Genomic DNA, 11,988 nt, shown 5'->3' with positions numbered 1-11,988 from the left:
CCTTCGACCGCAAGGGCCTCGGCCGGTCCGAGCTCGGCGCGCGGCGCGGCTCTGGGCCGACGGACGGTGGATCGTCTCGGCGCAGGGCTCGGTCGTGGTCGCAGGCGCGCGCCGCGGCGACGGCATCGCGGCCATCGGCGAGACCGACGATCAGGCCGACATCCGCGGCCTCGTGGCGCGCAGCTTCGAGGTCTTCGGCAAGCCGGCCTTCGTCGACGTCGCGGCCGGCTACCGCTTCCGGGGCGGCGACCCGGCCGACGAGATCCGCGTCGACGCCAGTTTCGGGATCCGGCCGGGCAAGCGGCTGCTGCTCATCGCGCAGAGCTTCAACCAGATCGGCAATGGGCGATGGAAGGGGCCGTTGCCGCTTAAGCAGCGCATCCACAAGCTCCAGCTCGCGGCGCTGTTCGACCTCACCGAGAGCCTGCAGCTCATCGGCGCGGCGTTCTTCTCGCCGATGGGCCGGGATTCGCTCGACGAGAAGGGCGCCTCGCTCGGGATCGGGCTGAAGTTCTGAAGCGATTGGGCGCTCAGGCGCGGAACCCCTCGAACACGATCTGGTCGGCATGGAGCGCCGCGCGCGCCTGATCCTCGAGCGTTCGCACCGTCCAGGTCATGACGGGGCGCCCGAGCGAGCGCGCGAGCCGCACCGCGGGGCGTTCGAGGTCGGCCACGTTCCAGGACAGGAAGTCCGGCCGGGTCGCCGGCCAGTGCAGCAGGTTGCGGGCCGAAAAGCGCCGGCGCGGCGAGATCGCCGCCCAGTGCGGGTCGCCGTCCGCGAAGGCCTCTCCGATGATCCCGCGGGGCGCGTCCGGCGCGAGCCGCCGCAGCGCCGTCACGACGCGCGGATCGAAGGATTTCGCGGCGACGGGTCCGCCGCGGCCGCGAGCCGCTCAGCGACCCGCCTCACGAGCCGTCGTCCCCGCCGAAGGCCGATTTGATCTCGACCACCAGCGCGCCCCGGCCCGCGACGAGGTCGAGGCAGTCGTCGAGCGTGAAGATTCGATCGGCGGTCTCGCGGAACGCCACGCGGCGCAGGTCGGCGAGGGGGAGGCGGCGACCGGCTCGCCTCGGTCAGGCGGTCGAGCGTCTCGTCATGGAAACACGACGGCCTCGCCGTCGGCGGAGAGCTGGACGTCGATCTCGCAGCCGTAGCCCGCCGCAATCGCCTCGCCGACGGCCGTCGGCGTGTTCTCGACGACGCCCGCCGTTCGGTCGTGCAGGCCGCGATGGGCGATCGGCCGCGCCATGAGCCAGTCGAGCCGCGCCATCTCAGCGGTCGACGACGGGCGAGGGCGGCGGGCGTTTCGGCGATGCGGGCATTTTCACCTCCGCGGAGCTTGGCCGCGTCATCCTGTGGCGGGGCGCGCGTCGCCCAGCAAGCGCCCCGAAAGCGACGAGATCATTGCCTTTGGTCGCAGACGGCGCACATTTGTGACGCGACGCAATCGAACGAGGCCTGATGCACGCGATCCTCCTCCGCTCCGCCGCCACCGCGCGGTCCTGTTCGCCGGCCTCGCGGCGACGACGTCGGCCAGTTTGGCTGACGTCGCGCTGGCGCCGCACCGCGCCGTCTATGAGCTGAAGCTGCAGGAAAAGCGCGGTTCGGCCGGCGTCGACCGGGTGCGCGGGGCATCGTCTACCAGTTCACCGGCGATTCCTGCGCGGGCTACGCGCTCAATTTCCGTCAGGTCACCGAGATCGGCAACGGCGAGGGCCAGACCAACGTCTCTGACCTGCGCTCCGAGACCTGGGAGGACGGCGCGGCGAAGTCGTTCAAGTTCCAGGCGAAGAATTATCTCAACGACGAACTCGACCGCGACACGGACGGGCGCGCCGACAGGGCGTCGGACGCGGTCAAGGTGCGGGTCTCCAAGCCCACGTCGGTCACGAAGGACTACGACGTCAAGACGCTGTTCCCCACCGAGCATCTTTTGAAGATCCTCGATGCGGCGCGCACCGAGAAGACGCTGCTTGAGGCCGCCGTCTATGACGGCTCGGAAGCGGGCGACAAGATCTACGACACGTTGAGCGTCGTGGGGAAAGCCGAGACCGCGCCGCCGGCCGAGATGGAGGCCGCGGCCAAGCGCCCCGAGCTCGAGAAGCAGCGTTTCTGGCCGGTGTCGATCAGCTATTTCGAGCGCGGCAAGAAGACCGACGGCGAGCAGACTCCGGACTACCAGATGAGCTTCGACCTCTATGAGAACGGGGTCAGCCGCTCGCTGAAGATCGACTATGGCGAGTTCGTCATCTCGGGCGACCTGGTCGAGCTCGACCTGATGACGCCGAGCGCCTGCAAGAAATGACAGGCGCCCGCGCCCGTCATCCCGGCCTTGAGCCGGGATCCAGAACCGCGGGCGTTGCGAGGTTTTCCTGAGAGCGTGGCGTTCCTGGATCCCGGCTCTTCGGCCGGGATGACGGAGGTGGTTCAGGCGCAGTCCCGGGATGACGGCGGCGTCTACTGTGCGGAGCCGGACTGCGTGCTTCGAGACGCCGTCCTGACGGACGGCTCCTCAGCATGAGGACCGTTTGCGCCCCTCAATCTTCGCGTCGTTAGGCTTTGCCCTCCCTCATGCTGAGGAGCCCGCCTCTTCGGCGGGCGTCTCGAAGCACGCAGTTCGCTGCGAAACGCGCTTTGCCGCCCCATACCTGGGCGGGTGATCTCGTCGAGCTCGACGTGATGACGCCGGGCGCCTGCAAGAAGTCACGGGCGCCCGCGCCCGTCATCCCGGCCTTGAGCCGGGATCCAGAACCGTGGGCGGCGCGAGGTTTTTCTGAGAACGTGGCGTTCCTGGATCCCGGCGCTCCGGCCGGGATGACGGTGGTGGTTCTGGCGCAGTCCCGGGATGGACCGGCGGCGTTTACTGTGCGCAGCCGGACTGCGTGCTTCGAGACGCCGTCCTGACGGACGGCTCCTCAGCATGAGGACCTTTTGCGCCCTCAATCTTCTTGTCCTTGGCTCCGCCTTCCTCATGCTGAGGGGCCCGCCCCTTCGGCGGGCGTCTCGAAGCGCGCAGTTCGCTGCGAAACGCGCCCTACCGCCCGTCCCGCGGCGGCCTCCGCGCGAAGGCGCGGTCGACCGAATCCTGGCCGAACTTCGCCCTGAGGCTCGCAACCGCGGTCTCGATCGCGTCGAGGCGGGCGTTGCGGCGCTCGAGGTCCGGCGGGTCGGCCTCAGACCCCGGCCCGAGATCCGACAGCGCGACGCCGATCAGGCGGAAGGCCGAACCGTCGGCTTCCTTCGCGAGCATCCGGCGCGCGGCCTCGAAGATGCGGGCGGCGAGCCGGGTCGGCGTCGAAAGCGCATGGGCGCGGGTCCGCGAGCGGAAATCCGTGGTCTTGAGCTTCAGCGTCACCACCGAGCCGGAGACGTCGCCGGCGCGCATGCGGTCCGCGACCTTCTCGCACAGCCGATAGAGCCGCGCCTCGAGGTCCTCGAGCGTGACGAGATCGACGTCGAAGGTGGTCTCGGCGCCCACGCTCTTGCGGGCGCGGTCGGGCTCCACGCGGCGCGAATCCTGCCCGAAGGCGAGGCGCGAGAGCCGCAGCCCCTGGTCGCCGTAGCGCCGTGCGAGGTCGCGGGGGTCGGCGCGCTGAAGGTCGCCGATCGTCGAGAGGCCGCCGCGGCGCAGCGTCTCGGCGAAGGCCGGCCCGACGCCCCACAGGAAATCGATCGGCTTCGGCGCGAGGAAGCCCGGCGCCTCCTCGACCGACAGCGTCGCGAAGCCGCAGGGCTTGTCGAGCTCGGAGGCGATTTTGGCCAGGAACTTGTTCGACGCCATGCCGACCGACACGGTGATACCGACATCGCGCTCCACCTCCTGGGCGAAGCGGGCGAGCGTCACGGCGGGCGGCGCGCCGTGCAGCTTCTCGGTGCCCGAGAGGTCGAGAAACGCCTCGTCGATCGAGAGCGGCTCCACCAGCGGGGTGAGCGCGAGCATCTTGGCGCGCACCGCCCGGCTCGCCTCGACGTATTTCTCGAAGCGCGGCTTCACCACGACCGCGTCCGGGCAGAGCTTCAGCGCCTTGAACATCGGCATGGCCGAGCGGACGCCGCGGATGCGCGCGACGTAGCAGGCGGTCGACACCACCCCGCGCTTGCCGCCGCCCACGATCACCGGCTTGTCGGCGAGCGAGGGGTCGTCGCGTTCTCGATGGTGGCGAAGAAGGCGTCGCAGTCGACATGGGCGATGGTCATCGCCCGGAGCTGCGGGTGGCTGGCGATCCGCGGCCCTCCGCAACGCGCGCAGCGCCGCGCGGCGGGCGCGGCTTCGGTCAGGCAGTCCCGGCAGAAGGCGAGCTGGCCGCCCGGCGCGCTCACTCCCGGTCTGATCCGCCGAACGCCGCGCGCGCGCGTCCCACCGCTTCCGGCGGCAGGCCCTCCGCGTCCGCGAAATCCATCAGCAGCCGCTCGTCCGACAGCACGTGGTCGAGGACCGAAGGCAGGAAGCCCGAATCCTGCGCCGCGACGCGGATGGTGGCGGGGTCGAGCCCCGACAGCGCGAGGAACCGTCCGAGCCTTTCGGGGTCGCCGGCGAGATAGGCGAGGGCCCGCGCGGCGATTTCGTCGGCGACCGCAGGACGGTCTCTTTCGGGTCGGATCGGCATGCCCCTTTCTTAACACATCAGCGCTATCCTCTGACATTAAGAAGAGTTCGGCGCGGACGCGCGAAACGTCTATGATTTCGCGAGGAACCGCGCCGCCCGGACGGCGGCGGACCGCGCGTGTCGCCTGCGCGGAGGAGTGTTTGCGCCTGATGCCCAAGACCGTTCTGATCGTCGAGGACAACGAGCTCAACATGAAGCTCTTCCACGACCTGTTGGAAGCGCACGGCTATTCGACGATCGAAACGCGCAACGGCGTCGAGGCGCTCGAGCTCGCGCGCACCCACATGCCCGACCTGATCCTGATGGACATCCAGCTTCCGGAAGTCTCCGGCCTCGACGTCACCAAGTGGATCAAGGAAGACGAGCGCACCCGCGCGATTCCCGTCATCGCCGTCACCGCCTTCGCGATGAAGGGCGACGAGGAGCGCATCCGCCAGGGCGGGTGCGAGGCCTATCTTTCGAAGCCGATTTCGGTCTCGAAGTTCCTCGAGACCGTGCGTCACTATCTCGGCGAGGGGTGACCCGGCCATGACCGCTCGCATCCTCGTCGTCGACGACGTCGCCGCAAACGTGAAGCTGCTCGAGGACCGGCTGACGGCCGAGTATTTCGACGTCATGACCGCGGCCGACGGGCCGACCGCGCTCGAGCTCTGCTCGCGCTCGCAGTGCGACCTCGTGCTGCTCGACGTGATGATGCCGGGCATGGACGGGTTCGAGGTCTGCCGGCGGCTGAAGGCCGATCCGAAGACCCACCACATTCCCGTCGTCATCATCACCGCGCTCGACCACCGTTCCGACCGCATCCGCGGGCTCGAGGCCGGCGCCGACGACTTCCTGACCAAGCCGGTGGCCGACGTCGCGCTGTTCGCGCGCGTGCGGTCGCTCGCGCGGCTCAAGATGCTCGGCGACGAGCTGCGCCTGCGCGCCCAGACGACGCGCGAGATCGGCATGTCGGACGCTTTGCGCGAGGCGGTGTCGGACACCGGCGAGCAGGGCAAGGTGCTGCTCGTCGACGATCGCGAGAGCTCCTCGACGCGGATCTACGACGCGCTGTCGGCGACCAGGGCGTCGAGATCGAGACCGAGCCCCACGAGGCGCTGTTCCGCGCGGCGGAGGGCGACTACGACGTCGTCGTGGTCAGCCTTTCGCTCGAGAACTTCGACGCGCTGCGGCTCTGCGCGCAGATTCGCTCGCTCGAACGCACCCGCGCGACGCCGGTGGTGCTGGTCGCCGATCCGGACCAGAACGCGCGCGTGCTGCGCGGCCTCGAGGTCGGCGTCAACGACTACCTGATGCCCGCTCGAGCCGAACGAACTCGTGGCGCGCATCCGCACCCAGGTCCGCCGCCGCCGCTACACCGAGCGTCTGCGCGCCAATCTCCAGACCTCGATGGCGCTCGCCATCACCGATGGCCTCACGGGCCTGCACAATCGCCGCTACATGGAGATGCATCTCCAGGCGCTGCTCGACCAGGCCGCGAGCCGCGATCGGCCGATCTCGATCCTCGTGGTCGACATCGACCACTTCAAGCAGGTCAACGACCGCCACGGCCACGACGCCGGCGACGACGTGCTGCGCGAGTTCTCCCGCCGCCTGAAGGCGAGCGTGCGCGGCATCGACCTCGCGGTCCGGCTCGGCGGCGAAGAGTTCGTGGTCGTGATGCCGGAGACCGACGCCGCGGTCGCGCGCATCGTCGCCGAGCGCATCCGCACCAAGACCGCGGGCAAGCCGTTCCCGATCCGCTCGGGCGCGCTTGAGATCACGGTCTCGGTCGGCGTCGCGAGCTTCTTCGGGGGCGAGGACGACGCCGCCGCGCTTCTGAAGCGCGCCGACGTCGCGCTCTACAAGGCCAAGACGGACGGCCGGAACCGGGTCGTGGCGGACGCCGCCTAAAGTCGGCTCCCAAGTCGGTGATTCTCCGGATGTCGGAGTCGTGGATCTTCGCCTAGCATCCCGCGAGGGCCCGCACTCGCCGAGGCCCATGCTGGAGCGGGGGCGTCCATGCCGAGCGTTGCGTCGATCCTTTCCGCCGCAGGGCTTGCGGCGGCGATTCTCGCTGTGGGCGCGACCGACGCCTTCGCCGTCAAACGCAAGAACGAGACGGTCGCGGGCCTGAAGGTCGTGACCTTCTCGTGGAACGACTCGGCCGGGCGCAAGCGCAGCGTCTCGCTGAAGCGGGAAGGCGAGGGCAATCCGGGCCATGGCGGCTATGCGGTTCGGATGACGTATCGCTACGACGACGCCGGCAAGCTGAAGACGCTGAAGGCGATCGCTCCGAAGACCCGCGACGGCGGCTTCGGCTATTTCGTCGCCCATGAGCGCTACCGGACCTTCGCCGACGGCGACCAGGCCCCGATCGCCGCCAAGATCTTCGGCGCCGACGATTCGCCGCTCGGACTGGGGTTTCCGGTCAAGCAGAAGACCGTTCTGGACGAGCCCGGCCGCAAGGCGGTCGAGTTCAAGCTCGCCTATCCGAAGTACGGAACCCGCAGTCCCGGCGGCATCGACCAGAACACCGGCGAGGACAAGCCGCGCATCGGCACGGACGCCGGCCTCTTCAAGCGCTACGACCTGCCGGTGACGATTCGCTGGACCTTCGAGGACGGAAAGGACCATCCGCGGATCGCCGTGAAGGTCGACCTCGGCAAGGTTCCGGGGCCGGACCGGCTGAGCTTCGACGTGCGCGGCCCTTACGGAAAACTCGACTTCGACGACGGCGAGGCCGCGATCGCGAAGGTGATGTGGGCCGATCGCTTCGCCTTCGAGACGACCGCCTCGCCGGTGACGCGAAACGCGACATGGACCTGGAACGCCCCGAACGCCGGGGCGCGCTTCACCGCCTTGATCGCCGGGTCGCGCGAAATGGGGATCGTCGAGCCGCGCCCCTTCGCGCAGTCGCTCACAAACGATGGCTATTCGGACGGTCGGGGCAAGACGTCGGCGACCTATTTCGGCGGGAACGGCTGCCCGTTTCAGGACCAGATCATCCCGTGCGACTACGAGTGGCCCTACCAGTCGGCCCAGTACGAGCTTCCTTACGACAATCGGAACGGGGCCACGACGTCGGAGAAGATCGCCTGGGGCTCGACGCCCTATTACGGGATGAGCCTGTCCTCGACCTATGACGGGACGCAATCCGTGGCTTTCGACGGTTTCCCGGCCGACCGCTCGATCGACTACGACGTCTGCGTGGTGCTGGGGCCGACGACCGCCGGCGGCCTCACGCGCGCGGTCGCGGCCGGCGGCGGCGACTATTCCTGCGCGTCGGGAGGCTAGGAGCCTGGGCTCATAATGCAGGCCCCAAACGCTCAGGCGGCCGGGCGGCGCGCGTCGAGCGCGCTGCGGATGCGGGCGACGGCCTGCGGCGACATGCGCCCGGTCCTGACGCCCGAGCACAGGGCGCCGCGGAAGCCGAGATAGTCGGGCCCGAGCGCGGTGAGGGGGCCCACGTCCTCCAGCTTCAGCGAGCCGGCGAGGCCCGTCATGAGGCCGAGCGCGCGGGCGCGGCGGACGAACTCGCCGGCCGCGCCGTCGTCGATTTGCTTGCGCAACCCGCCCGAGGTCTTGTCGGCCGTGTCGATCATCACGCCTGCGAAGCCGCAGCCCGCGAGCTCCGGGAGCAGATCGAAATCCGGCTCGGCGTCGGCGAGGAACACGGCGATCAGGCGCGTGCGTTCCGTGAGCGGCAGAAGCGCCTGAAAGCAGGCGAGGGGATCGCCGCCCGGAAACAGGCCGATCTTGACCATGGGCACGCCCTTCGAGGCGACGCGCTCGACGGCGGCCGCGACGTCCTCTGGGTCCATCGGCCTGTCGCCGATCGTGGCGCTCAGCATGGGCTTGGGCTCGCCCCACGACCACCAGAGCGACACGGCCTCCTGCAGCGCCTTGATCTCCCAGGCGCCGAGCGCGCCGCGCGCGGGATCCTTGAGGTCGACGATGTCGGCCCCGCCGGCGCGCGCGGCCTCCATCTCGTCGAGCGTGGCGACGCTCGCCAGGAAACCGGTCACGACGCCGCCCTCCGGCGATGAGCCTCGACCGCGTCGATGAGCCAGCTCCAGGCCTCGAGCTCGGCCTCGCCCGCGGTCTTGTCGATCGCAATCTGGAGATAGGCGAACTCCTGCTCGATCTTCTCGGCCGACAGCATATGAAGCCGGCTGACCAGCACCGCGCCTTCGAGCACGGCGGCGATGGCGCGGTTGAGCCCGCCGAAGGCGCGATGGTTGGCGCTGTGAACCACCGAGCAGATGAGCTTCGGCCGCTCGCCGTCCTCGACGCGCTCGACCCTGACCTCGTGATGGGAAAGCGCCGCGGCGAGCCGCACGCTGTCGACGGTCTCGGCCCTGACGGTCGGCCACTCGGGGCGGCGCTTGGTCACGCAGCCGGCGAAGATCCTGGCGTCGTCCGTGAAGTTCACGACGCCGCAACGGGTTGTGAGAAAGTTCTCAAGCGTCGTGGAAGGACGGAAGGGCTGCAGCAGCCAGCCGCCCTCGATCGGCGTCGCGCCCATGGGGGCGACGTGGGGGCGGCCGTCCGGCGACGCCGTCGTCACGATGGTCTCGCGGATCACGCCAGTTCGTCCTCATTCGGTCCGTTCAGCGCGGATGACACGGGGCGCGGCCCGCGACCCGCTCTCGGCGGACGGCGGCGCGCCCGAGTCGCGCCGCGATGGTTAGCGCTTCAATAACGGCGGTCTCAAGCCGCTCCGTCGTCGCCGGCGTCGGCGCTCTTCCTGGCGAGCGTCGACCCGACCTTCTTGAACTCAAGCCGATGGGCCTCCTCCGCGCTCTCCGACGTCTCGCCGGCGACGCCGAAACGCAGGCCCTCGTCCTGCGCGTAGCGCTTGCCGAGCCGGTAGGCGATCTCGGCCCGCGCCGTCTCGACGCCGAGGTAGAAGGCGTGGGCGCCGTCGTCCTCGACATTGAGATGGGGATAGAGCTCGAACGGATCCACCGCCGTGCGGCAGCCGTCGCGATTGAACACGTGGACGCCGGCCTCCGACACCTCGATGCGGAAGTTGCGGTCGCGGATCTCCTTGGCCAGCGCCTCGACGTCGGCGGCCGAGGAGGCGACCGGCCGACGATCGCGCAGCGCCATCAGGCCGCCGCCATAGCCTTTCGGCAGGGCTCCGTCCTCGCGGGCGGCGAAAAACTCCCGCCGCGCCCGGTCGAATTCGCGCACCGCCGTGCGGCAGTGCGGGCTGACCTGGACCGCGAGCACCGCGGTGATGCGGAGCTCCGAGATCATGCCCATCAGGATCGCGTTGATCCCCGTGGTGTCGGCGTCGGTGAGCTCGGTGACGTTGCCGATGCCCATCAGCATCGGGGCGTCGGGCCGCTCGCGGCGAAACTCGGCGTAGCGCACGACCGACTCGGTGAAGCCGAAATGGATCGGGTCGAGAATCGGATCGGCGAAATAGGCCCGGCCGCGGGCCTCGAGCGCGTCCGCCACGCGGTAGAGCGAGGCCATGTCGCCCTGGGTCGCGGGCACGAGAATCGGCGTCGCCTCGCCCTCGTCGGCGATCCAGAGGTTCTTTTCGCTGAGGCTCAGCAGATAGTCGGCGCCCGCCCGGTTGGCGCGGGCGAGCTCGTCGTCGTTCGCCGAGTCGACGCTGACCGCGACGCCGCGCTCCTTCAGGGCGCGGATCGTCTCCTCGAGATGGGGAAACTCGGTGTCGGGCATGCAGCCGAGGTCGATGACGTCGGCGCCGTCCTTCGCCAGGGCCTGCGCCTTGGCCACGATCTCGTCGACCGAGAGCGTGGTGGCGTCGACGATCTCGGCGAAGATCCGGCAGTCATGGCGCGACAGGTCCGGCTCGACGCCGCCCCGGCCGAAGAACTGCGGGAGGTCGGCGAGCTCTTCGGGGCCGCGCTCGAACTTCACGCCGAACCGCTCGGCGAGCCGGGCGAGATCGCCGCGGAACCGCCCCGGCAGGATGGCGCGGCCGACCTCGTCGGGCAGCTTCAGGCGGCGGTCGAGAATGTCGGCCGTCATCAGCGCCGCGACCTTGACCCCGACATTGACGACGACCGGATCGAGAGCGTCGCTCTTCAGCTCCTCGGCCATCTTCTGGAGGCGGGCCTCGGCGAGCGAGCCGGTGATGAGCGCGACCTTCTCGCTCACGCGGCGCGCCGGATAGGGGCCGCGAGCGCGGCCTCGAAGGCGGCCGCGGTCGCCGGGCCGACGAGAGCGATCTCTCCCGAGAACTCCTCGGCGAGCGGCGCGAAGACGGGATCCACCGTCCCGGCCGCGGCCCAGGCCTCCAGTCCGCCCTCGGCTGCGGCCGCGGCCTTCAGCAGGATCAGCCGGTCGGCGCGGAGCTCGATCGCGAGCCAGAGCGCCAGGCTGTCCGACGTCACGTCCCAGGAAGCGGGCAGGGGCGCCTCGATCGCCATCGCGGAGGGCAGCCAGATCGCCGGCCGTCCCGCGGCCCGGGCCGCCGCGAAAGCAGGCTGATCGGAACAGGCGACGAAGTCCGGCCCGAGGTCGTTGAGCGCCCAGGCGGTCTGCTCCATGGCGAGGCACGCCATGGCGTGCGCCGCCCGGTCGCCATAGACGAGCCGCCGCTGCTCCGTCCGCACGCCGTCTGCGAACGGGCCGCCGCCGGGAACGAGCACGACGCCCGCGCGCGCCGCGGCCGACAGGATCCCCTCACGTTCGCGCGAGCCCAGCAGGCTGCCGCCGAACTTCACCACGGTGATCATTGACTGCGCGAGGCTCCCTGGCGCCTCGGGAGAGGCTGCGAAATGAGGCGCGGGACGCTACCAGCCGCAGCCCGGCTTTCCAACACGCCCGACCGCGCCGCATGGCCGCGCGCCGGGCGCCCGCAAGGCCTCGTGCTTTCGGACGGTTGTGGCCCGCTTTGACGTGATTCTAATTCCGGGTCGCCCTTCATCCGCCGCGCGCAATCGCGGCCTTCCCCCGGAGCGACGCTCGTGACCCATCGACTGATCCTGAGCGCCGTCGCGCTCGCCGCCATTGCGCTCGCGCCGGGCGCCGCCTCCGCCCAGGACGCCGCCGCCGGCGAGAAGGTTTTCAAGCGCTGCGCCGCCTGCCATGCGGTCGGGCCGTCGGCCGCCAACAAGGCGGGCCCGGAGCTCAACGGCCTCGTCGGCCGCAAGATCGCGGGCGTCGCTGACTATTCGAGCTACAGCGACGCGCTCAAGGCCTTCGGCGAGGGCAAGACGTGGGACGAGGCGACGCTCGACAAATGGTTCGAGAGCCCCAAGACGCTCGTGGACGGCACCAGCATGGCGTTCGCCGGCCTGAAGAAGGAGGACGACCGCAAGAACCTGATCGCCTATCTCGCCGGGTTCGACGAAAGCGGCGCGAGCAAGTAAGTCTCCTTACCAGTAGGTCGGCCGCCAAGAGCCGGCCCGACGG

General features: G+C 70.0%; 11 protein-coding genes and 3 pseudogenes. 7 read left to right on the top strand and 7 right to left on the bottom strand.

The window, feature by feature from the left end:
• Positions 1 to 94: 94 nt before the first annotated feature.
• Positions 95 to 517: a hypothetical protein gene (locus K6K41_RS28720; RefSeq protein ID WP_261403350.1), complete on the top strand. Its 423-nt coding sequence runs from the start codon at positions 95 to 97 to the stop codon at positions 515 to 517.
• Positions 518 to 530: 13 nt separating this feature from the next.
• On the opposite strand, the pseudogene K6K41_RS28715 reads toward K6K41_RS28720, so the two are convergent.
• A pseudogene (locus K6K41_RS28715) lies at positions 531 to 1,271 on the bottom strand (glycerophosphodiester phosphodiesterase family protein).
• Between the two features lie 363 nt (positions 1,272 to 1,634).
• Here K6K41_RS28715 and K6K41_RS28710 point away from each other — a divergent pair.
• Positions 1,635 to 2,306 (top strand): cell envelope integrity EipB family protein, encoded by a 672-nt coding sequence (locus tag K6K41_RS28710; protein ID WP_261405858.1) that lies wholly within the window; start codon positions 1,635 to 1,637, stop codon positions 2,304 to 2,306.
• A gap of 329 nt (positions 2,307 to 2,635) precedes the next feature.
• Entirely contained in the window at positions 2,636 to 2,905 is a 270-nt protein-coding gene (locus K6K41_RS28705) for a hypothetical protein (RefSeq protein WP_261403349.1), read from the top strand.
• Between the two features lie 130 nt (positions 2,906 to 3,035).
• Here K6K41_RS28705 and K6K41_RS28700 read toward each other — a convergent pair.
• Both K6K41_RS28700 and K6K41_RS28695 read right to left on the bottom strand, forming a co-directional pair.
• Positions 3,036 to 4,321: pseudogene (locus K6K41_RS28700) on the bottom strand (DNA polymerase IV).
• Positions 4,318 to 4,608, bottom strand: a complete 291-nt coding sequence (locus K6K41_RS28695; RefSeq protein WP_261403348.1) for a DUF3572 domain-containing protein — start codon at positions 4,606 to 4,608, stop codon at positions 4,318 to 4,320. Before K6K41_RS28695 ends, K6K41_RS28700 begins: the two are co-directional and overlap by 4 nt.
• 149 nt (positions 4,609 to 4,757) lie before the next feature.
• Between K6K41_RS28695 and K6K41_RS28690 the strand changes: the two genes are divergently transcribed.
• The 3 genes and pseudogenes from K6K41_RS28690 (at position 4,758) to K6K41_RS28680 (ending at position 7,884) form a co-directional block, all read left to right on the top strand.
• A complete protein-coding gene (locus tag K6K41_RS28690; RefSeq protein ID WP_261403347.1) occupies positions 4,758 to 5,129 on the top strand; it encodes a response regulator in 372 nt (123 codons plus the stop codon).
• A 7-nt stretch (positions 5,130 to 5,136) separates the two neighbouring features.
• A pseudogene (locus K6K41_RS28685) lies at positions 5,137 to 6,501 on the top strand (PleD family two-component system response regulator).
• A gap of 108 nt (positions 6,502 to 6,609) precedes the next feature.
• Positions 6,610 to 7,884, top strand: coding sequence for a hypothetical protein (locus tag K6K41_RS28680; RefSeq protein ID WP_261403346.1), 1,275 nt, complete (start codon positions 6,610 to 6,612; stop codon positions 7,882 to 7,884).
• Positions 7,885 to 7,916: 32 nt separating this feature from the next.
• Here the strand turns inward: K6K41_RS28680 and K6K41_RS28675 are convergent, their stop codons facing one another.
• The 4 genes from K6K41_RS28675 to K6K41_RS28660 all read right to left on the bottom strand — a co-directional run bounded on the left by K6K41_RS28675 (position 7,917) and on the right by K6K41_RS28660 (position 11,309).
• Entirely contained in the window at positions 7,917 to 8,615 is a 699-nt protein-coding gene (locus tag K6K41_RS28675) for a (5-formylfuran-3-yl)methyl phosphate synthase (RefSeq protein ID WP_261403345.1), read from the bottom strand.
• Positions 8,612 to 9,175 (bottom strand): DUF447 domain-containing protein, encoded by a 564-nt coding sequence (locus tag K6K41_RS28670; protein WP_261403344.1) that lies wholly within the window; start codon positions 9,173 to 9,175, stop codon positions 8,612 to 8,614. The genes K6K41_RS28675 and K6K41_RS28670 overlap by 4 nt, the downstream gene beginning before the upstream one ends.
• 125 nt (positions 9,176 to 9,300) lie before the next feature.
• The gene (locus K6K41_RS28665) at positions 9,301 to 10,728 is read right to left on the bottom strand and encodes a DUF6513 domain-containing protein (protein ID WP_261403343.1); all 1,428 of its coding nucleotides are present in this window, start codon (positions 10,726 to 10,728) and stop codon (positions 9,301 to 9,303) included.
• Positions 10,725 to 11,309, bottom strand: a complete 585-nt coding sequence (locus tag K6K41_RS28660; RefSeq protein WP_261403342.1) for an amino acid kinase family protein — start codon at positions 11,307 to 11,309, stop codon at positions 10,725 to 10,727. The genes K6K41_RS28665 and K6K41_RS28660 overlap by 4 nt, the downstream gene beginning before the upstream one ends.
• A gap of 231 nt (positions 11,310 to 11,540) precedes the next feature.
• On the opposite strand from K6K41_RS28660, the gene K6K41_RS28655 reads away from it, so the two are divergent.
• Positions 11,541 to 11,945 carry a c-type cytochrome gene (locus tag K6K41_RS28655; protein ID WP_261403341.1) on the top strand — a complete coding sequence of 135 codons (405 nt, stop codon included), beginning with the start codon at positions 11,541 to 11,543 and terminating at the stop codon, positions 11,943 to 11,945.
• Positions 11,946 to 11,988: the final 43 nt, after the last annotated feature.

Origin of the sequence: Chenggangzhangella methanolivorans (assembly GCF_019797865.1) — a bacterium.
Lineage (GTDB): Bacteria > Pseudomonadota > Alphaproteobacteria > Rhizobiales > Methylopilaceae > Methylopila > Methylopila methanolivorans.
The sequence above is the reverse complement of the archived record's forward strand: the minus strand, read 5'-3'. Positions and strand labels throughout refer to the sequence as shown.